13 protein-coding genes are annotated in these 20,944 nt (G+C 71.5%); 8 read left to right on the forward strand and 5 right to left on the reverse strand.

The genetic code is table 11. From position 1 onward, the window contains the following. Positions 1-41: 41 nt before the first annotated feature. Positions 42-1,541: a dihydrolipoyl dehydrogenase family protein gene (locus tag AC08OO_RS07495; RefSeq protein ID WP_476610326.1), complete on the forward strand. Its 1,500-nt coding sequence runs from the start codon at positions 42-44 to the stop codon at positions 1,539-1,541. Between the two features lie 93 nt (positions 1,542-1,634). Here the strand turns inward: AC08OO_RS07495 and AC08OO_RS07500 are convergent, their stop codons facing one another. Next, on the reverse strand, positions 1,635-3,422 hold the full coding sequence (locus AC08OO_RS07500) for a glycerol-3-phosphate dehydrogenase/oxidase (protein WP_476610325.1): 1,788 nt from the start codon (positions 3,420-3,422) through the stop codon (positions 1,635-1,637). Between the two features lie 261 nt (positions 3,423-3,683). Between AC08OO_RS07500 and AC08OO_RS07505 the strand changes: the two genes are divergently transcribed. Beyond that, entirely contained in the window at positions 3,684-4,862 is a 1,179-nt protein-coding gene (locus AC08OO_RS07505; RefSeq protein WP_476610324.1) for an acyl-CoA dehydrogenase family protein, read from the forward strand. Between the two features lie 87 nt (positions 4,863-4,949). After that, positions 4,950-6,059 (forward strand): acyl-CoA dehydrogenase family protein, encoded by a 1,110-nt coding sequence (locus AC08OO_RS07510; protein ID WP_476610323.1) that lies wholly within the window; start codon positions 4,950-4,952, stop codon positions 6,057-6,059. A gap of 56 nt (positions 6,060-6,115) precedes the next feature. Here the strand turns inward: AC08OO_RS07510 and AC08OO_RS07515 are convergent, their stop codons facing one another. Together AC08OO_RS07515 and AC08OO_RS07520 are read right to left on the reverse strand one after the other, a co-directional pair. Beyond that, positions 6,116-7,801, reverse strand: coding sequence for a glycerol-3-phosphate dehydrogenase/oxidase (locus tag AC08OO_RS07515; RefSeq protein WP_476610322.1), 1,686 nt, complete (start codon positions 7,799-7,801; stop codon positions 6,116-6,118). Continuing rightward, on the reverse strand, positions 7,798-8,424 hold the full coding sequence (locus AC08OO_RS07520) for a TetR/AcrR family transcriptional regulator (RefSeq protein WP_476610321.1): 627 nt from the start codon (positions 8,422-8,424) through the stop codon (positions 7,798-7,800). The genes AC08OO_RS07515 and AC08OO_RS07520 overlap by 4 nt, the downstream gene beginning before the upstream one ends. A gap of 169 nt (positions 8,425-8,593) precedes the next feature. On the opposite strand from AC08OO_RS07520, the gene AC08OO_RS07525 reads away from it, so the two are divergent. The 5 genes from AC08OO_RS07525 to AC08OO_RS07545 all read left to right on the forward strand — a co-directional run bounded on the left by AC08OO_RS07525 (position 8,594) and on the right by AC08OO_RS07545 (position 16,134). Then, the gene (locus tag AC08OO_RS07525) at positions 8,594-10,231 is read left to right on the forward strand and encodes an FAD-binding oxidoreductase (RefSeq protein WP_476610320.1); all 1,638 of its coding nucleotides are present in this window, start codon (positions 8,594-8,596) and stop codon (positions 10,229-10,231) included. Positions 10,232-10,286: 55 nt separating this feature from the next. Further along, entirely contained in the window at positions 10,287-10,442 is a 156-nt protein-coding gene (locus tag AC08OO_RS07530) for a hypothetical protein (RefSeq protein ID WP_476606958.1), read from the forward strand. Between the two features lie 113 nt (positions 10,443-10,555). After that, positions 10,556-11,362 carry an SDR family NAD(P)-dependent oxidoreductase gene (locus tag AC08OO_RS07535; RefSeq protein ID WP_476610319.1) on the forward strand — a complete coding sequence of 269 codons (807 nt, stop codon included), beginning with the start codon at positions 10,556-10,558 and terminating at the stop codon, positions 11,360-11,362. Positions 11,363-11,598: 236 nt separating this feature from the next. Beyond that, entirely contained in the window at positions 11,599-12,768 is a 1,170-nt protein-coding gene (locus AC08OO_RS07540) for an LmeA family phospholipid-binding protein (RefSeq protein ID WP_476610318.1), read from the forward strand. Positions 12,769-13,578: 810 nt separating this feature from the next. Beyond that, positions 13,579-16,134 carry an FHA domain-containing protein gene (locus AC08OO_RS07545; protein ID WP_476610317.1) on the forward strand — a complete coding sequence of 852 codons (2,556 nt, stop codon included), beginning with the start codon at positions 13,579-13,581 and terminating at the stop codon, positions 16,132-16,134. Positions 16,135-16,808: 674 nt separating this feature from the next. Here AC08OO_RS07545 and AC08OO_RS07550 read toward each other — a convergent pair. Then, on the reverse strand, positions 16,809-19,058 hold the full coding sequence (locus AC08OO_RS07550; RefSeq protein ID WP_476610316.1) for a protein kinase domain-containing protein: 2,250 nt from the start codon (positions 19,056-19,058) through the stop codon (positions 16,809-16,811). 616 nt (positions 19,059-19,674) lie between these two features. Next, positions 19,675-20,715 (reverse strand): Acg family FMN-binding oxidoreductase, encoded by a 1,041-nt coding sequence (locus AC08OO_RS07555; RefSeq protein ID WP_476610315.1) that lies wholly within the window; start codon positions 20,713-20,715, stop codon positions 19,675-19,677. Positions 20,716-20,944: the final 229 nt, after the last annotated feature.

Raw genomic sequence — 20,944 nt, forward strand, 5'->3', positions numbered from 1 at the left:
GAGGGCTTGTGAGCGAGCCGGGTAGGGCAGGGGAGGCGGCCATGGATGCCGACGTGGACGTGATCGTGCTCGGCGCCGGGCCCGCGGGCGAGAACGTCGCCGGCCGCTGTGCCGACGCTGGTCTGTCCGTCATCGTCGTCGAACGCGAGCTCGTCGGCGGGGAGTGCAGCTACTGGGGCTGTATCCCGAGCAAGACCCTCTTGCGGCCGGGGGAGGTGCTGGCGGCGGCCCGCCGCGTTCCCGGCGCGGCGTCGGCGGTCACCGGACCCGTCGACGTCGCCGCGGCGTTCGCCCGGCGAGACTGGATGGTGGGCGACTACTCCGATTCCTCCCAGGTGCCCTGGCTGGTCGACAAGGGCGTCGAGTTGGTGCGCGGGACCGGGCGCCTGGCGGGGCCCGCCGGCCGGGTCGCGGTGACGCTGCTGGACGGCACCCGCCGGGTGCTGACCGCGTCCCGAGCCGTGGTCGTGGCCACCGGGACGCGGGCCACTGTTCCACCGATCCCCGGCCTCGCCGACGCCGAACCGTGGGACAACCGGACCGCGACCGGCGCGCGGAAGGTCCCGCACCGCCTCGTGGTGCTTGGCGGCGGCGCCGTGGGGGTGGAACTGGCCCAGGCCTTCCGCCGGCTCGGTAGCGCGGAGGTGACCTTGATCGAGGGGTCACCCCGGCTGCTCGTCCGGGAGGAGGAGTTCGTCGGCGAGCAGTTGCGGGCCGCCTTCGAGGCGGCCGGCATCACGGTGCGGCTCGGAAGCCGGGCGGTCGAGGTCCGCCGGGCCCGGACGGGACCGGACGGCCCGGCCGGGCCGGTGACCGTCACGGTGGAGTCGGCTGAGTCGGCTGAGTCGGCTGAGTCGGCTGAGTCGGGTGAGTCGGGTGAGTCGGGTGAGCGGCGGCCGCGCCGCGATGCCGTGGTCGCCGACGAGATTCTGGTCGCCGTCGGGCGCACCCCGGCGACCGGCGATCTGGGCCTGGAGACAGTGGGCCTGCAACCCGGGCGGTTCATCGAGGTCGACGACCGGCTCCGCGCGGTCGGCGTGGCGGGGGACTGGCTCTACGCGGTCGGCGACGTCTGCGGCCGCGCGCTGCTCACCCACATGGGCAAGTACCAGGCCCGGCTGGCGGCCGACGTCATCACTGGCCGCCGGGACCTCGCCGGCGCTCCCGTGCGCGGCCTGGCCGACCCGGCGGCCGTCCCGCGGGTGACCTTCACCGATCCGCAGGTCAGCGCGGTCGGACTGACCGAGCGGGCCGCGCGGGAGGCCGGGATCGCCGTGCGGGCCGTGAGCGTGCCGACCGGATCGGTGGCCGGCGCGTCGGTGCGGGGGGAGGAGATCACGGGCACGTCGAAGATCGTCGTGGACGAGGCCCGCCGGGTGCTCGTGGGAGCGACCTTCACCGGTCCGGACACCCAGGAGATGGTGCACGCGGCCACGATCGCGATCGTCGGAGAGGTGCCGTTGGAGCGGCTGTGGCACGCGGTCCCGTCGTTCCCGACAGTCAGCGAGGTCTGGCTGCGACTGTTGGAGGTATACGGATGACGTCGTTGCGTGGACGTCGTTGCGTGGACGTCGTTGCGCGGACCGCGGCACCGAACCGCCTGGGCGGGGCCGCGGATCGGGTTGGCCGAGCCTTCAGGGTGGTCCGCCGGTCGCAGCCGGGGCGCGGTGGTTCGTCCGGCCCAGCCGGCGCACGTCGGGCGCGCCGAGCCGGGCCGCGTCGGCGGTCGCGTCGTCGGCTTGCCGCTGCGAGGCACGTTCGGCCTCCACCCGGGCGAGGTAGTGCGCGACCTCGCGGGCGCGGGTCGCCTGGTCCCAGCCGAGCACGGGGGCGATGAGATCGGCCACGTGCTCGGCGGCCTCCACCCCCCGGTCGATGGTCTCGATCGAGACGCGGGTCCGCCGGGTGAGCACGTCCTCCAGGTGCAGCGCCCCCTCGTGGGAGGCCGCGTAAACCGCCTCCGCGGCCAGGTAGGTCGATGCCCCGCGCAGCGGCTGGGCGAGATCCGGCCGCGTCTCGATGAGGTCCAGAAGCTCCTCGGTGAGGGTGCCGTAGCGGTGCAGGAGGTGCTCGATCCAGCCGACGTGCAGCCCCGCGCGGCGGGCGAGGGTCTCCCGGGCGTTCCACAGCGCGGGGAACCCGTCCGCGCCGAGCAACGGGATCTTCTCGGTGCACGACGGCGGCACCGCCCGGTTCATGCCGTGCACGGCCGCGTCGACGGCGTCGGCGGCCATCACCCGGTAGGTCGTGTACTTCCCGCCGGCGACCATCGTCAGCCCGGAGAGGGGGCTGACCACGGCATGCTCGCGGGACAGCCGCGAGGTGTCCTCGGACTCCCCGGCGAGCAGCGGGCGCAGCCCGGCGTACACCCCGGTGATGTCCGCCGCCGTGAGCGGCGTGCGCAGCACCCGGTTGACCGTGCCGAGCAGGTAGTCGATGTCGGCGCTGCTGGCCGCCGGATGGGCGAGGTCGAGGCTCCAGTCGGTGTCGGTGGTGCCGATGATCCAGTGGCTGCCCCACGGGATGACGAACAGCACGCTCTTCTCGGTGCGCAGGATCAGGCCGGTGACGCCATGGATGCGGTCGCGGGGCACGACGATGTGCACTCCCTTGGAGGCCCGGACCGACAGCTGGCCACGCCCGCCTACCATCGCCTGGATCTCGTCGGTCCACACCCCGGCGGCGTTGATCGTCTGGCGGGCCCGCAGCTCGATCTCGGCGCCCGACTCGAGGTCACGCACCCGCACGCCGGCGACCCGGTCGCCCTCCCGCAGGAAGCCGGTGACCCGCGCGCTGGTCGCGATGAGCGCCCCGTAGCGAGCAGCGGTCCGCGCGACGAACACGGTGTGCCGTGCATCGTCGACCTGGCCGTCCCAGTACTGGATCGCGCCGACGAGGGCGTCCGGGCGCAGCGACGGGAACTCCCGCAGCGCAGCCTTGCGGGTCAGGTGCCGGTGATGGGGCATGGTGGCGTCGCCGCCCGGCCCGACGCGGGCCAGCCCCTGCCCGAGGGTGTCGTAGAGCAGCACGCCACTGCCGATGTAGGCACGTTCCCAACCGTGGCGGGTCAACGGCAGCAGGAACGGGATGGCCCGGACCAGATGGGGCGCGAGCGTGTCCAGCATGAGGGACCGCTCCCGCAGCGCCTCCCGGACCAGCGGGGCGTTGAGCTGCTCGAGATACCGCAGCCCGCCGTGGATGAGCTTGCTCGACCGGCTGGACGTGCCGGCGGCGAGGTCGCGCGCCTCGACCAGGGCGACGGACAGGCCCCGGGTCACCGCGTCCAGCGCCACCCCCGTACCGGTGACCCCGCCGCCGATCACGGCCACATCCACCGGATCCGCTCCCATCCGGCGCAGTGCCTCGGCGCGGCCGACCTGGTCGAGCCGGGCGGTCGGGGTTCCGTGTCTGGTCGGCGTCATCGCCAGTTGCTTCCTCTCCTGCGAACGTCCTCGCGTCCCGTCGCCGTGATCGCCCGGGACGCTCCGGCGGCTCGCCACCCATCGTGCCGGCTGTCGGTGTCCGGTGTCCGGCGCCCGGGCGCGGGATCGCTGAACGTCCATGAACGTCTGTGAACGTCCGGCCGGGGCGTGGTGGGATGCGAGTGCGACCGTCCCGGGATCCCGCGTAAGGCGACCAGATGGGCGACCAGACGGAGGTCAACACCAGATGGAGGTCAACGCATGGACCTGACCCACCCGCCGGCCGAGGAACGGTTCCGTGCCGAGTTGCGGGCCTGGCTCGCCGAGAACATCCCCGCCGCCTGGACGGAGCCCGGGTTCTGGGCCGGTGTGGGGGAGGCCGAGGGCTTCGACCTGCGGCGGGACTGGGAACGGCGCAAGGCGCTCGCGGGCTTCGCCGGGATCGACTGGCCGGTGGAGTACGGCGGCCGGGGCGGTACCCCGGGGATGCGGGCCATCTACGACCAGGAGACGCAGCTCGCCCGGGCGCCGCGCTCGGTCAACACGCTGGGCCTGGCCTTCCTCGCGCCGACGGTGATGACGGTCGGGACGCCCGAGCAGAAGCGCGACATCCTCGGGCCGATGCTGCGCAACGAGGTGATCTGGTGCCAGGGCTTCTCGGAACCCGGCGCGGGCTCCGACCTCGCGGCGCTGCGTACGTCCGGGGTGCTCGACGGGGACGAGTACGTGGTCAACGGGCAGAAGGTCTGGACGACGTTCGCGAACCGCGGCGACAAGATCTTCACCCTGGTCCGGACCGAGCCCGGCAGCCGGCGCCATCACGGCATCTCGCTGCTGCTCATCGACATGCACGCTCCCGGGGTGGAGGTCCGGCCGATCCGGCAGATGAGCGGCGTCAGCGAGTTCGGCGAGGTCTTCCTCACCGACGTGCGGGTGGCGGCGTCGGAGTGCCTGGGCGGGATCGGCAACGGCTGGGCGACGGCGATGCTTCTGCTGTCGTTCGAGCGCGGCGCGTCCGGGATCAGTCAGTACACCGGCTTCCGGCGCAGCTACGACGAGATCGTCCGGGTCGCCCGGGCGCTCGGGCGCGACACCGACCCGGTGCTGCGCCAGGAGCTGGGCCGGCGCATGGTCGAGCTCGAATGCCTGCGCTACCACTCGATGCACGTCCTCACCCAGGTAGAGCAGGGCCATGACCTGGGGGCCGAGTCGTCGATCACCAAACTGCAGTGGTCGGAGACGTACCAGGACCTGTTCGAGACCTTTGATGCGCTGCTCGGCGCCGATGTGGCGCTCACCCACCCCACCGCGGACCTCGATCTGACGACGCTGCGGCAGGAGAGCTTCTGGACCCGCTCCGTCACCATCTGGGGTGGATCCTCGCAGGTACAGCGCACGATCGTCGCGGAGCGGGTCCTCGGCCTGCCACGCAGATCATGATCATGGTCGCGATTCGGGCCCGTGCCCGTGCCCGCTCCTGTTCATCCCGCTGATCCCGCCTCGCCCCGCCTCCGGAGGTCCGAGCCCGTGTTCTTCGCCCTCACCGACGAGCAGCGCGCGCTCGCCGCCACCGTCCGGGACTTCCTGGCCGACCGCTTCGATCTGACCGCCGTCCGCGCGGTCTTCACCGATCCCGACGGTGACGGGCACCCCCCCGAGCTGTGGAAGGCGATCGGCGAACAGGGCTGGCTCGCGGTGTGCGTGCCCGCGCGGTTCGACGGTCTCGGGCTCGGGTTGCTCGACGCACAGATCATCGCGCGGGCGTTCGGAGCGGGGGTGATCCCGGGGCCCTGGCTGCCGACCGTGCTCGCGGGCGAGGCGGTGCGGCTCGCCGGCTCGGCGGACCAGGCGGCGGCGGTGCTCGCCCCCCTCGCCGCCGGGGACCTGGTGGCCACCGTGGCGCTGCGGGGCCCGGGCGGGGGATACGACCGTACCGGCATCGCGGTCCGCGCGACCGCGGGCGGTCGGCTGGGCGGTGTCGCGTCCGGCGTCGAGTATCTCGAGGTCGCCGGGCTCGTGGTGGTCGCTGCCGTCGACCCCGCCGGGGTCGGGCTCTATCTGCTCGATCCGCGTGGCCCGGGGGTGACGGTCACCACCCAGCGCGGCTTCGACGGCACCACCCGGCTGGCCTCGCTGTCTCTGGCCGACGCGCCCGCGACCCGGCTGCCGGCCTCCGACCCCGCGGTCGCCGCGGACCTGGTCCGTCGTGGCGCACTGCTCACGGCCGCGGACCTCGTCGGTGTCGCGCGAGCCGCGCTGACCCGGACCGTCGCCCACGACATCGATCGGGTGCAGTTCGGCCGGCCGGTCGGTTCGTTCCAGGCGCTCGCGCACCATCTCGCCGATCTGCATGTCGCTGTCACGATGGCCGAGCATGCGGTGCTGTACGCGGCGCACGCGCTCGACACTGCCCTGCCCGACGCGGAGCTGGCGCTCGCGGTGGCGAAGAGCAAGGCCAACCAGGCCGCCGGGGAGGCCACCGCGGCGATGATCCAGTACCACGGGGGGATCGGCTACACCTGGGAGCATGACGCGCACTTCTTTTACAAGCGGGCCAAACGCCAGATTCCTGCTTTTGGTGACACCCCTGCGCATCTGGAGCGCATCGCGGTGCTGACCGTCGACGCATTGCCCTGACCGCACCCGGTCCCGCAGCACTCGCAGCGGTGCTGGTTCCTCGGCGGTGCTGGTCCTCAGCGCGTCAGCGTATGGTCGAACAGCTGCCGGGCCGGGCCCAGGGCCGCCCGGCGGTCGGCGGGAGCCAGCCCGATGCGCGTCCGGCGATCCAGCAGGTCCGCCGGGTCGAGCGCGCCTTCGTCCCGCACCGCGAACAGCAGCTCCGCGCCGGTGACCGGCGTCCCCTCGGCGACGGGTGCCAGCAGGTCGGGGTCGCCGTCGGCCAGGGCCAGCACCCTCGGTGCCTCCGTCCCGTACCGCTCGACCAGACGGCGCGGCGCGGCCACCGTGGCGAGGACCGATCGAGGTGCCGCACCGACCAGGCCGAGCCGCCGGGTACGGCAGGGGCCGGCGTCGAGGTCGCCCACCGCGACGGCGGCGTCCACCGCGTCGGCGGCCATCCGTCGATAGGTCGTCAGTTTGCCGCCGACCACCGTGACCAGGCCGCCCGGGTCGGTCCGCACCAGGTGCCGTCGGGAGAGATCGGCGGTGCGGGCGGCGCTGGTACGGGTGGCGGCGCTGGTACGGGTGGCGGCGCTGTGGGGAACGACGGTGTGGTCGGTGGCGGTGTGGTCGGTGGCGGTGTCGAGCAGTGGGCGCAGGCCCGCGAAGGCGCCCAGCCGGTCCGCCGGGTCGATGGGGGTGGCCAGCACGTTCGAGACGATGCCCAGCAGCTGCGCGATCTCGTCCTCGTCGGGCACCGGGACGTCGACGACCTCCTCGACCGGCACGTCGGTCAACCCGACGTAGACGCGGCCGTCGTCCTGGGGCAGCATCAGCGCGAACCGGTTCCGTTCACCCGGCATCGGCAGGGACAGCGCCGCGCGGGTCCCGGCCAGGACGGTGGAGCGCAGCACGAGGTGGGTGCCGCGGCTCGGCCGCAGCCGGATCCCCGGAGCCAGGGCCGGCGCCCACACACCGGTGGCATTGACCACCGTCCGCGCACGCAGGGTGATCCGGGTACCGGTGAGGGTGTCCACCGCGGTCGCCTCGATCCCACGACAACCGTGCCGGCTCGGGCCGCGGGGTCCGCCGTCGAGGCCACCGCCGTCGAGGCCGGTCACCCGCAGCCGGGTCAGGATCCGGGCGCCGAATCCGGCTGCGGTCCGGGCCAGCGCGACTACGAGACGGGCGTCGTCGACGAGCTGGCCGTCCCAGTGCAGCACCCCGCCGCGCAGTCCGGCTTCCCGGAGCGCGGGAGCCACCCCGAGCGTCTCCACGGCGGTCAGCCGGCGTGGGCCGGGCAGGACCGCGCGGGGCGTGCCCGCGCCGCGGCGCAGCAGGTCGCCGAGCCACACCCCGGCCTGGACCAGCGCGGCGTTCGACCGCGGTACTCCCGGGGTCAGCGGGGTGAGTATGGGCAGCGCCCGCACGAGATGGGGCGCGGTGTGCCGCATCAGGATGTCGCGCTCGATGGCGCTCTCCCGCGCCAGCGCCACATCTCCGGTGGCCAGGTAACGCAGCCCGCCGTGAACGAGTTTGGAACTCCATCGGCTCGTGCCGAAGGCGAGGTCGTGCGCCTCGGCGAGGACGACGGACAGGCCGCGGGAGGCGGCGTCCAGGGCCACCCCAGCCCCGGTGACCCCACCGCCGATCACCAGCAGGTCCACCGGGCCGCCAGCCGCGACGGCGGCCAGTTCCCGTTCCCGCCGTCCGGCGTTCAACGAGGTCGCCGTGGTCGGCGGGAGCGCCGGAACCGTCATGGTGATCCCCCAGTGCTCTCCTTGACCGGCTCCGGCGCGAGGTAGCCGCGCAGGAGCCGGCGCAGTTCGGCGGTCCGGGTCGCAGCGGGGACACCGCAGCCGAGGGCCTCGGCGGACAGGACGAAGGACTGCACGACGAGCAGGACCGTGAAGGCCAGCGCCGACGGGTCCGCGGGCCGCACGGCGCCGTTCGCCGCGGCGGTGCGGAACTGGCTCGTCAGCAGGTCCAGGATCATCTGTTGGGTGGCGCCACGTCGCTCGATCAGGTACGGGATCAGCAGCTCGGGATCCGTGTCGATGATCCGCAGATAGAGCGGGTTGGTGCGGAACGCCTCCACCGTCGCGATGATGTGCTCGACGAGATCGTCGGCCAGCCCGCCGTCCGGAGGCCCGCCGTCCGGCCCGGCCTGGGCCATGGCCGACGCGGCCGTCACAACCTGGGTCCACTCGCGCGTCATCACATCACCGACCAGTGAGCGCAGGTCCGGCCAGCGTCGATAGAGGGTCATCCGGCTCACTCCGGCGCGGCGCGCTACCTCGGTCATGGTGGTCCGCCGGACCCCGACCGCCAGCAGGGATGCCTTGGCCGCGTCGAGGACGGCCTCCTCGCCTGCGAGAGCCATCCGGCAGCCCTTCCTCCGGCCCGTCGCCACGGGCGCGGGGAGCGGCGCCGCCGCGCGGGATGTGTCATCGTAGGACGAGACCTTGTGACAATGTGACGTTGGCTGTCCCACTGTCTCGTGGGAGATTCTACCGAGGCACCACCGGAGCGGACAGGCGGTACGCACGCCGATGACGAGCACCGACGAGGCCCACGAGAAAGCCCGTGAGATCCTCCTGACCGAATCTGTCTGGTGGGGCTGGGGCCCCGCCGAGGCGCATGACCCACTGCCCGATTCCACCCGCCTTCTGCTGGCTCGGCTCGGCATTCCCGCCTGTCCTCGCCCGCCCGTCCCGCTCGCCGAGGTACGCCTGCCCGCGTCGCGGCTGCCGGATCCGGCCCGGGCCGCGCTCGCGGCGGTCGTTGGGGACGGCGAGGTCCGGGTGGACGATGTCGCGCGCATCCGGCACTGCCGGGGCCGCTCGACGACCGATCTGTTGCGCCTGCGGGCCGGGGACGCCTCCGCCGCGCCCGACGCGGTCGTCCGGCCCGCCGATCATGACGAGGTGCTCGGCGTGCTGCGGGTCGCGACCAGAGAGCACCTCGTGGTCGTGCCGTTCGGGGGCGGTACCTCGGTCGTCGGCGGCCTTGCGCCGCCCGAGCGTGGCGACCGTGCCGTCGTCGCCCTCGACCTCGCCCGGCTGGACCGGCTCGGCCGGGTGGATCCCGACTCCGGCACCGCGGAGCTCGGCGCCGGGCTGCGGGGCCCCCGGGCCGAGGCGTTGCTGGCCGAGCACGGTCTCACACTCGGGCACGTCCCCCAGTCCTGGGAGTATGCCACCATCGGTGGCTACGCGGCGACCAGATCCAGCGGCCAGGCGTCCGGGGGCTACGGCCGGTTCGACGAACTGGTCGTCGGCCTGCGGGTGGCCACGCCGGTGGGTGGCTGGGAGCTCGGCCGCGCCCCGGCGTCGGCCGCTGGACCGGACCTGCGGGAGCTGCTACTCGGCTCCGAGGGAGCCTTCGGGGTGATCACCCAGGTCGTCGTCCGGGTCCGGCCGCTGCCGGCCCGGCGCGGCTACGAGGCCTGGTCGGTGCCCGACTTCGCGACCGGCACCCGGCTGCTGCGCTCACTCGCCGCCGGCGACCTGCGGCCGACGGTATGCCGGTTGTCCGACGAGACGGAGACCGTCGCGGGGCTCGCGCGGCCGACCCGGTCGGGCGGCGAGCGCGGGGGTGGCGCCGTCGGCTGCTACCTGGTGACCGGCTACGAAGGCGACGATCGCGCGGTGGAACAGCGTTCCGCGGCGGTCGCCGCTGTCCTGCTCGCCGGGGGCGCCAGGCGGCTCGGCGCGGCGGCCGGCCAGGACTGGGAGCAGAGTCGGTTCCGGGCGCCCTACCTGCGCGACGCGCTGCTGGACCAGGGCATCTTCGCCGAGACCCTGGAAACGGCGGGATTCTGGACGGCGCTGCCCGGGCTGTACGCGGCCGTCCGAGACGCGCTCACCACGACGCTGGCCGCCGCCGGCCTGGCACCGGTCGTCATGTGCCACATTTCTCATCTGTACGCCACGGGGGCTTCGCTCTACTTCACCGTCGTCTGCGGCGAGGGCGACGACCCGATCGGGAGCTGGCGGGCGGCCAAGGCCGCGGCCACGGACGCGGTCGTCGCCACGGGCGGCACGATCACCCACCACCACGCGGTCGGAACGGAGCACCGGCCCTGGCTCGACGCCGAGATCGGCGATCTCGGCGTCGAGGTGCTCCGGGCGGTCAAACGGACGCTGGACCCGGCCGGCATCCTCAACCCCGGGGTTCTCGTCGTCTGAGGGCACTACCGGGCGCACCGGGTCGACCCGGGGGGAGCCCGGGTAGACCAAGGGTGTGGAGACCATTGCCGCCTGTGTGGTTGTCCTGCTCTTCCTGCTGATTCCGGTGGTCATCGTCGGTGCGGCCCTGGGCTGGGCCTACCACCGTTGCGCGCCGCTGCGGGCCCGGGCGGCCGTCGAGGCCGCCCGGGAGCAGCGGGCCCACCCCTGAAGACCGGGGTCGCGGCGGCTCGGAGCGGCCGACCGGCTCCGCCCGGCCCGATCAGGCCGGGCGGAGCGTCGATCCCCGGGATGTCCGGACAGCGTCTCCGTCAGGATGAAGCCATGAGCACCGGACCGTGCGAGCCGGCTCCGGGTCACCCCGGCGGGCCGGGCGGTGGCGTCGACCGTGATCGTGACCGTGCCGGGGACCGTGCCGGGGACCCGGAGTTCGCCCCGGCGACCCGCGGCCTCGTCGTCGTGGGACCGGGGGCGAGCTTCGGTTCCGACCTGTTGCGCCGGTTCGGCCGGGAGGGGTTCGCCCTGGGGGTCGTCTCCCGGTCTGCCGACACGCTGACCCGGGTGAGAGACGAGCTCGCCGAGGACGGCCTGGCGGTGCACGGCGCCGTCGCCGACGTCACCGACCAGCCGGCTCTCACCACGGCCATCCAGCGGGTGGCGGCCGACGTCGGGGGGCTGACGGCGCTCGTCTACAACGCCAAGCTCAGCATCCGCGGCGGCGCCCTCACGGTGAAGGCCGAGACGATGAACCAGACCCTTGCGGTGAACGTCACGGGCGCGCTCACCGCGGTGCAGGTGGCGGCAGACCTCCTCGTGGACCGGCCGGCCGCGACCATCCTGTTGACCACGGCCGGATCGCGCACCGAGCCGGTGGCCGGCCGGTTCGCGCTGGCGATCGGCAAGGCAGGCCTCGCCGCCCTCGCCGATGCGGTACGGCCGATGCTGGCCGCGCGGGGTGTCCGGCTGCGCACGGTGGTTCTCGACGGCAGGGTGGACGCCGCGGGCCCGCTACGTCCGGGGGTGGTCGCGGACCACTTCTGGCAGGCGTTCGCCGCCCCGCGCGGCGACGTTTTCCGGCTCGCACCGGACAGACGGGCCACTCCGGTGGCGCAGCTCCCGCTGGAGGTGTGAGCTGGTGGCGGCTGGCAGATCATGCTCCGGGCGGCGATCGATGGCATCTGGTTTGCCCGGTCTGGTCGGTCAAGTCGGGAATCCAACACCGATGTCGCACGGATAGATCGGACCCGCGGCCGTGTGGAAGGCACGGAGCATGCGACGATCCGGCAGGGCCAGGCACAGGACAACAGCCAGGCGGACATCGACAGGGCGACGGCGTGCTCCGGCGCAGCATGGCAGGAGATGGACCGGTGAACGACGGACGTGACGGTGACGGGCAGCAGCCTGCGGACAGCACCCATGGGATGCCTCCGGACGGTGATGGGACGCGGCCCGCGAACCAGAACAGGCCGGCCCGTCCGGGCGCCCCGGTGGGACCACCGCCGCCTGCGGACTCGTTCCGGCCGGCGCGGCCGGTCGCGCCGACCCGGAGGGGCGACCGGCCGACGGGTTATGAGCCGCCGGCCGGTTATGAGCCGTGGGCCGGCTCCGGCGCTCAGGGTGGCTACGACGGCACCACGGTCCTGGGCGCGGCGCCCGGGACCATGGGGATGGGGAACATCACCGCAGGCGAGGGCGGCGGATCCCACGATCGGCTGCCCGGCGCCGTCGGCGGGGGTGGTAAGGGCCCGGATGGATTCGCCGGGGCGCCAAGCGGCGGCACGCCCGCCGTGCCCGCCAAGCCGCGTCGTCGGCGCCGGAAACTGCTCATCGCGCTGGTCGCCCTGATCGTCCTGTTCGTCGTGGGCGACCGGGTCAGCGTGGTGATAGCCAAGGATCAGATGCGCAAGCAGGTCGAGGCCGGCGTAGCCGAGAACATCAAGCCGGGTGATCCTGTCCCGACGGTCAAGAGCGTGAGCATCGGCGGATTCCCGTTCCTTACCCAGGTCCTGTTCGGAAAGTTCACCAACATCGGAGTAGAGATCGAGGGCATCCCGACGCCGGGTCCGAAGATCTCGTCGGTGAAGGCCAATCTGAAGGGTGTACACGTACCGCTCGGTGATGCCATCACCGACAATGTCGGGCAGGTGCCCGTCGATCGCGTGCGGGCCACTGTGGGCATGACCTACAACGACCTCAACGCCTACCTCGCCGGGCAGCAGGTGCAGGTGGAGCCGGTCGACGGAGGAAAGAAGATCGAGGTGACTGGCACCGTCAACGTGCCGGTGCTGGGTACCCAGCAGGTCGGTGGGATCACGACGTTCGAGGTCCGGGACAACATGCTCACCCTGGTGCCGAGCGAGGTGAAGCTCACCGGAGCTGTGAACCTCGGATTCAGCGTCCCCGGAGAACTCCTGCCGTCCATCCCGATCCCGATCTCCGGTCTGCCATTCAACCTCCGCATCGTCGAGGCATCCACGAACGCGACCGGTCTCTCACTCACCGCGACTGCCGAGGACGTGGTGCTCCCGGCGTCCTGAGTCCTGAGCGGCGGCCCTGAGTCCTGACATGATTTCCGCCACAGTTGTGCCAGTCCGGAATGCCTCGCGCGCGGTGGTCGAGCCGTACCGACCGCACTCCCCCCGGTCGGGGCCCGGATCGGATACGGTCGAGGCCGCCCGTGGCCCCTCTCTTCCCGGACTACGTCCTTCCCGGAGTGCGTCGACCTGTCGACGATCGTTCGACGCGCGGCACCTCCCGGCGTTTCATCAGCCGATTTTCGGTGGTCGTCCGTTGGCTGATCGTCCGCTTTCGTGGCGTGCGTCCCGGGTGCCGCCGAGGCCTGCGGTCGCTGGTCGGGTCGGCGACAGATGCCACTGTCGGGGACCGTCGGCCGTCATTCTCATAGGGTGCCGGACGGGGGGCATGCGTCATCGTCATCACTTCCGGGGCACGGTCACCGAGCTTTCGCGACACGGTCACCGAGACGATCTGATCACCCAAGGTGACGCGGCCCGGAAGGTTTCGAGCAGGGCAACCGGTAAATCGACCGATCATGAGGCGGCAGGAACCCGAGAGATGCCCGGAAGTCGACGCGACGGCAACGATCGCCGTTCAGCTGGTGGTAAATCGTCACCCGGGGTGGATCAAGGTCATCCCTCGACGCTACGATCGGGCATCCGGCGTGATCGGGCGGCCCGAGTAGCCGCGCGACGTGGTGACCCGGCACGCCATGGTGGCACCGCAGTACCTGGTAAAACCGCACAGCGTAGTGACACCGCACAACGTAGTGACAAGGTGGAGTTCGGCGGGACATCCCGGCCAGCGTCCCGTCGCGAAGGGGGAAACACGTGCAGACGACCTTCCTGAGAGTCGTCACCGAGGCCGGTGCGGCCACCGTGCCGGCCGAGGCGCAGTTCATCGTCGGCCGTGCCCGGACCGCCGACTACGTCATAGCGGACAGTCGGGTCTCCCGTCGCCATCTCCTCCTTGAGCAGACCGGCAGCGGGTGGGTTGTTCGGGACATCAGTTCCAACGGCACCTGGATCGACGGGCAGCGCATGCCCGAGACCGTCCCGGTGCACGGTGAGGTGAGGCTTCGTCTCGGCACTCCGACCGGGCCCGAGGTCGTCATCCATCCCCAGGTGCCGGAAGGCCGCAGGCCGCTGGACGAGCCGGAGTACGACCCCGGTTACGACATGCAGACGATGCTGCCCAATGCCGCCGGTTACTCTCCGCCGCGGCCCACGGGCTCCTCGCGAGGTGGGCGCGGGACCTCGCATCAGGGGCCGACCGATCCGTCCCAGCGTGGGCACGACTACGACGACCAGGGCCAGGGCGAACGGGTGAGTGGCGTCACCAGCCTCGAGCAGGAGCACGAGCGGCGAACCACCTATCGGCTGCGCCCGGGCACGATGTCGATCGGCCGTGCCCGCGACAATGACATCGTCATTACCGACCTGCTCGCCTCCCGCCGGCACGCCGAGCTCTACATCGGCCGGTCCGGACTGCAGATCGCCGACCTCGACTCCGCAAACGGCGTGTTCGTCAACGGTCGTCGGATCAACCGGGCGCCCGTCGGCCAGGGCGACGTCATCGCCGTCGGTCACCACGTCTTCCAGCTTGAGGGCGACCAACTCGTCGAGTACATCGACTCCGGTGACGTCAGCTTCGAGGCCGACGCCCTGAACGTCTGGGCCGGTCAGAAGCAGCTCATGCACGACATGACGTTCAAGCTGCCCGGCCGGGCGCTGCTGGGCGTCGTCGGGCCGTCCGGGGCGGGCAAGTCGACGCTGCTCAACGCGCTCACCGGCTTCCGCCCCGCGGACAAGGGCACCGTGCGCTACGCCGGCCGGGACCTCTACTCCGAGTACGACGAACTGCGGCGCCGGATCGGCTACGTGCCGCAGGAGGACCTGCTGCACACCTCGCTCACCGTCCGCAAGGCGCTCGAATTCGGCGCCGAGCTGCGCTTCCCGCCGGACGTCACGAAGGCGGAGCGGCGCACCCGGGTCGATGAGGTGCTCGCCGAGCTGGGTCTCACCCAGCACGCCAACACCCAGGTCTCCCGGCTGTCCGGCGGCCAGCGCAAGCGGACCTCGGTGGCCTTGGAGCTGCTGACCCGGCCGACCCTGCTCTACCTCGACGAGCCGACCTCCGGCCTCGACCCGGGCATGGACAAGAACGTCATGGAGTCGCTGCGCAAGCTCGCGGACGACGGCCGGACGGTCATCGTGGTCACCCACAGCGTCGCCCAACTCGACCTGTGCGACTACATCCTCGTCCTCGCTCCCGGCGGCTACGTGGCCTACTTCGGTCCGCCGCAGGACGCGCTGCCCTTCTTCGGTAAGCGGGACTACCCGGACGTCTTCCTCACTCTGGAGGCGACGCCGGGGGCCGAGTCGGCCGCCAAGTTCCGCAACTCGCGCTACTACGTGCCCGCCTCGATCACCGCTCCGTCGGCCCGGCCGGCTCCCGAGGAGCTGCCGTCCCTGCGGCAGCAGTCGGTGATCTCGCAGCTCGTGACGCTGAGCCGACGAACAATGGCCGTCGTCGCATCCGACAAGTCATACCTGCGGCTCATCATCGCCTTCCCGTTCCTGCTCGGGCTGATACCCAGGGCCATCGGCGGGAACTTTGATCTCACGGCCGAACAGGCCAAACAGTTCTCGCCGAACTCGGATGCCCCGACAGTTCTTTTGATCATGGTTCTCTGCGCCTGTTTCATGGGCATGGCGAACTCGGTCAGAGAGATCGTCAAGGAACGGGCGATCTACCGAAGAGAGAGAGCCATCGGTCTGTCCCGGACCGCGTATGTCGGTTCGAAGATCCTCGTTCTTATCGTGATCACTGTCGCCCAGGCGATCCCGTTCACGTTGATCGGTCTTGCCGGGCGAACGCCGGACAAGGGTGTCGTGCTCGGGAACGCCCTGCTCGAACTGCTCATCGCCGTGATCGTGGTCTCGCTTGCGTCGGCCATGCTCGGGCTGGTGATCTCGGCGATGGTCGACAACGCGGACAAGACCATGCCGCTCCTGGTGTTGATCACCATGGCCCAGCTCATCTTCAGCGGTGGTATCGTGCCGGTGAAGGGCACGCCCGGTCTGGAGCAGATCAGCTACATCGCGCCGGCCCGCTGGGGCTTCGCGTCGATGGCCTCGGTCGGTGACCTGAACCGCATCACCCTGGCCGGCGTGCTGCGGCCGGACAACCAGAAGCCGGTGAACCCGAAGGTCGTTGACGACCCCTTCTTCGACCACAGCGCTTCGGCGTACCTCACCGACATCGTCGCCGGTCTCGTCGTCGGCGTCTTTCTCGTGATCATCACCTCCCTCCTGATCCGCCGGATGGACCCGAAGACCGTCAAACGCGCCGCCGCCGCACCGGTCAGCGGCGCACCCCGCTAGGCCCCTTGCCTATCCAGAGGGATAAACGGGCACAAAAGCCTCTGGGCAGGCAAGGAAGTCGGGAGCCTCGGGCGCCGTCCGTCCCGGCTTCCCCGGGACGGACGGCGGGGATTCACGCTTCGGCAGAGCCACCCGCGCGGGATCGGAGAAGTGCCATCCGGACGACTTCCGTCGTCCTCGCAGCTCCCGTCGTGACATCGCGCCAGACGCTGACGAAGTCCCCCTTCGCCGGGCAGCGCGACATCGACGGGTTCGTCGGGCCGCCAGCGGGAGAGGGCGGGAAGGCCGTGCAGTCGGGCCGCAGTACGTCCGCAGATCGTCCCTGCGACGATCGACAGCGCCGCTCGGGCAGGGCCCGGATTTCGTCCCGAACGGGCGGCATGGGCAACGTGCCCCGCACCGGGGAGGTCCAGCCGTGCCTGCGTCTACGAACGCTGATCGTTTGGTCCGACATCCCGAGCTGCCGGGCATGTCTACGGGTGATCATGCCGTCCTGCCTGCGGGCGAGTGCGACGGCCTTCTCGTAGGACTGGGTCACGTCCCCAGCGTCGATCACGGTTCGAGTATCCTGCCGGGCTCGTCCGCGATCTGTGCATAACTGACTCCTCTCACCGGCTTCCTTGCCTGTCCAGAGGCTTTTGTGCCTGATTTATCCCGCTGGATAGGCAAGGAGCTCAGCCGGCGTTCCAACGGGCGTGGCCGTTGAACCCGCCGGTAGTGGTGAGCTTGCGGTCACCATCGTTCAGATCGTCCGGATTCAGAACGTAGAGCTGCCGGTCATCGGGGTTCGTGGGATTGCGCTGCCCGCTGAAGGCGATGCGACCGTCCGGCGCGTAGGCCGGGTCCTGGTCGTCCCCGTGCACCCGGGTGAGCTGCCGGGCGTCGGTGCCGTCCGAGTTCATCTCGAAGATCTCCAGATCGCCGTTCTTCGCCCGGGTGAAAGCGATCTTCCTGCTGTCCGGGGACCAGACCGGGTCCGAGTCCCCGTTACCCTGATCCTGCGTGATCGGGGTCGGCTGGGCATCCGGTTGGGTCGGGATCACCACGATGAAGCCGCGGTTGCCACCGGTATTGTTCGACCAGTAGGCGATCCGCTCGCCATCCGGCGACCAGGCGGGGTCGGTCGCCTGCGGCTTCGCGTTGAGCCGTCGCACGCTCGAGCCGTCCAGTTTCACCACATACAGGCCGGGGTTCAGCGTTCCGGTCTGATCCGTGGTGGAACGGACGACCAGGAAGCCGCCGTCGGGGGAGAGTGAGGGCCGGGCGTCGTCCGCGATCGTCAGCTTGGCGGCCGGGCCTGAGGTGAACAGCTGTACAGGTTTCCCGGAGCCATCGGCGGCGATCGCCTGCAGCGTATTCGGGCTGCCCTTCTTGAAGTAGACGATCGTCTTGCGATCGCTGCTGATCGCGGGCAGCATCTCCTGGTCCGGACCGGTGACGATCGGCTTGTCGTTCGCGAGCGGCCCGTTGTCCGTGACCTGCCCGGTGAACAGGTCGTAGTTGCCGTTGCGGTTGGACGCGTAGACGAGGGTGTCCTTGCCAAGCGGCTGGGCCGCACTGGGCAGCGTGAAGGCCGTCGATTGGGCCGATTGGGTCGATTGGGCCGATTGGGTCGATTGGGCCGATTGGGCCGATTGGGTCGATGTGGCCGGAGCCCCGGAGACGGTGGCCGGATTGGCCGCATCGGTCCCGGAGCCGCCGTCACCACCCGCGCTGAGGGCGAATACTCCCGCGAGGATCGCGCCGACGACCACGACACCCCCACCGACGAGCAGCGGGGTGCGGTTCCTGCTCCTGCCCGCGCCGCCCTGCCGGCCGGGGCCATCGGCTCCACTGTCCCCGGGACCCCCGGGACCCCCGGCGCTGGCGGGTAGCCGGGTCGGGGCGTCCTGGTCGACGGTGTAACCGCTGCTGACGGGGGCCGCTGCCGTCGCGGGGAATCCGGCCCCGTGGGGCCCGGTGCTGCCTGTGGCCGGGCTGCCTGTGGCCGGGGCGCCCGGGCCGGGCACCGGCAGCTTCCAGCCCTGCAGGACGTTCGTGACGTCCTGCGGGTTGACGGCGGCGGCGGCGTCCGGGCCGGTGCCCGACGGGTCGCCGAGCAGGCGCAGCATGAGCTGCTGGGCGCTTGGGCGGGTACTCGGGTCCTTGCGCATCGCGTGCCAGACGATCGGGCGCAGCGCCGGGTCGACGTCGTCGAGTTGCGGTTCCTCGTGTAGGGCGCGGTAGAGCAGCACCTGCGCCGAGGCCTCACCGAAGGGGTAGTGCCCGGTGGCGGCGAAGGCGACGAGGCCACCCCATGCCCAGATATCGACCGCCGAGGTGATCGGCCGGCTCTCGATCTGCTCCGGGGACATGAACGCCGGCGTCCCGAGCTGCTGGAGATCGCCGGTGAGGTTGCTGCCGGCGTCCACCGCCCGGGCGATACCGAAGTCGATCACCCGGGGGCCAAACGGTGAGAGGATGACGTTCGCGGGCTTGAGGTCGCGGTGCACGATCCCGGCGCTGTGGATGGCGGTGAGCGCCGCGGCCACGCCGACCGCGAGTTGTTCGAGGTTGGCATCGGCGAGCGGGCCGTTGCGCTGGACGTACCGGGCGAGGGTCTCGCCCTCGATGAACTCGGTGACCAGGTAGGGCCACTCGGCGTCCGGATCGGCGTCGAGCACCTCGGCGGTGCAGACCCGGGCGACTCGCCGGGCGGTCTCGGCCTCCAGCCGGAACCGGGCTCGGAACTCGGGGTTTCCGACGGCCTCGTTCCGGATCACCTTGATGGCGACGAGCCGGCCCTTCCCGGAGCGGCCCAGATAGACCATGCCCATTCCACCCTGACCGAGTTTGCCCAGCAGCGTGTACGAGCCGAGCTCGTGGGGGTCGTCCGGGCCAAGGGGGGCGGATCGTGCCGCCACACCCGCATCCGATGACATCATCGACCTGTACCCCCACCCGCCGCGTGCCGACCGCGGCCTCGCCCGGGAACGCCGCGCAGGTCGCGGGCCCGCCGGTGGACGCGCACCGACTCTTGATCCATCATGGAATTTCCCGATCAACCATTACGGTCAACCGCTGGGAAAATCTTAGGCGAGAGTGACCGGGCACCGGGCCGTCGGGGCCCCAATAGCCCCCGCCACCTCGATGTCAACGCAGTGACAGGCATTCGGCGCCCGCGTGGCCTCCGTCATCCGGTCACGTCCTGCCACCTCGTCGGCCGGGGGCCGACCAGGGTACGGTCGGGATCTGACCGGGGCTGGCCAAGGTCCGGGCGGGGGAGTCTCCCGGGAACGCCGCGTCGCGTCCCCGGGAACCCCCGAGTCACGGCCGAGCCGTCGCGGACCTCGCGGCACCTCCGATTGCCGGTCGGTCCACCGGCGACCCGGTCTGGTCCCGATCAAAGCGGCTGGCGGCCCACGCAACCCCGTATCTGTGCGGCTTTCGCCAAATGTGTCAGGAAGGGACGTGAACGGCTGAACGTGAACGGCTGAACGTGAACGGCTGAACGTGAACGGCTGAACGTGAACGGCTGACCGCGCATGGCCGGCCATGGTGCTACGCCCGATCATTCGACCCGACGACCTCCAGGACCTCGTCAACGTCCCGGCGGGGAGTGGGGCCGAGCGGTTGCGCACCCGGCTCGGGATAGCCGGCCCGCAGGATCATCTGGACGTGCCCGAGACCGCTGGTGGTGCCGCGGAACTGCTCCCGCATGCCCTCGACGTCGATCGCCTGCGACATCGGCGACGAGGCGAGACTGAGCAAGGTGGCGGTGAGCAGCACACGTTGCATCGCCTGCCCGGCGCGCAGCCGGTCGGCGGTCGTGTCCGCATCGGTGCCGATGATCAGGATGCCGGGCCGTTCCACATCCGTCTCGTCCAGCACGGTCCCCGCCTCGCCGACCACGTCGAGGTCCCGCATCGGAAACTCGGACTGGCGCGGGGCGTCGGTGTGGACGACTGCGCTGCGCGGGATGCCGTCGGCCGACGTGGACCCCGTTCGACTCCACGAGGCCAGTTCCTCCCGGTAGGCCGCGTTGTGCGCCTCGATCCAGTCCGCCCGGGACAGCAGGACGCTGACCTGGACGCGCAGCTCCGGGTCGATCGGCGCGGTAAGCCAGCAGCCCTCCGCCTCGGCCGCGGCACGCAGGCGGCTGATTACCTCGGTCGGCAACGGCTGGTCGTCGAACGGCCGGCGATCGGTGTGCCGCCGCGGGATGGCATCGGCCAACGCCCGCTCGTCGTCCTCGGTAGGCTGATGGCCGATCACCGAGATGGTGGCGAGCGGAGCGGAGCGGAAGTCGTCAACGCCGTCGGGTAGCGGCTCCACCACGGGGACCTCGCCGCGGGCCCGCAGCGCCAGCCGGGCGTTGAACAGCGCCGCTCCGCAGCTCAACAGCATCTGCCGGCCCTCGGGATCGGCGACCTTGAGCTGGCGGGTGCTGTCGGCGAGAAGGGCGAGCCGGCCTGCCTCCAGGCGCCAGCGCCACGGCTGCGTGTTATGGATGGACGGCGCCGCGGCGGATGCGGCGACCACCTCCCGAGCCAGGTCGGGAGTCAGGGGAACCAGCGCGGACCGTACTGCTTTGGTGGGCATCTCAGCCTCCCTTCTCTCAAGTGTCTACCCCCAGCCTGCCCTCCCGACCGGGTGGAGGGCACGTGCCGAGGGGAACAGCCGGGGGCGGACCAACGGCAGGCAGGCGGAAGCCGGGCGTCGGGTAGCGAGGCGTCGGGTGGCGGGCCCGAGACACCGCCGCGGACGTGGTGGGTGGGTACCGCCCCGCCGGGGCGGCATGGACGGGGCGGCATGGACGGGGGGCATGGAC

This window comes from Frankia sp. CeCAU1 (assembly GCF_977971845.1).

Excerpts from the sequence above, each read along its gene's own strand:
- AC08OO_RS07500 (WP_476610325.1), bottom strand. The coding sequence starts at position 3,422 with ATGACGCCGACCAGACACGGAACCCCGACCGCCCGGCTCGACCAGGTC.
- AC08OO_RS07505 (WP_476610324.1), top strand. The coding sequence starts at position 3,684 with ATGGACCTGACCCACCCGCCGGCCGAGGAACGGTTCCGTGCCGAGTTG.
- AC08OO_RS07520 (WP_476610321.1), bottom strand. The coding sequence starts at position 8,424 with ATGGCTCTCGCAGGCGAGGAGGCCGTCCTCGACGCGGCCAAGGCATCC.
- AC08OO_RS07515 (WP_476610322.1), bottom strand. The coding sequence starts at position 7,801 with ATGACGGTTCCGGCGCTCCCGCCGACCACGGCGACCTCGTTGAACGCC.
- AC08OO_RS07555 (WP_476610315.1), bottom strand. The coding sequence starts at position 20,715 with ATGCCCACCAAAGCAGTACGGTCCGCGCTGGTTCCCCTGACTCCCGAC.
- AC08OO_RS07495 (WP_476610326.1), top strand. The coding sequence starts at position 42 with ATGGATGCCGACGTGGACGTGATCGTGCTCGGCGCCGGGCCCGCGGGC.
- AC08OO_RS07550 (WP_476610316.1), bottom strand. The coding sequence starts at position 19,058 with ATGATGTCATCGGATGCGGGTGTGGCGGCACGATCCGCCCCCCTTGGC.
- AC08OO_RS07525 (WP_476610320.1), top strand. The coding sequence starts at position 8,594 with ATGACGAGCACCGACGAGGCCCACGAGAAAGCCCGTGAGATCCTCCTG.
- AC08OO_RS07535 (WP_476610319.1), top strand. The coding sequence starts at position 10,556 with ATGAGCACCGGACCGTGCGAGCCGGCTCCGGGTCACCCCGGCGGGCCG.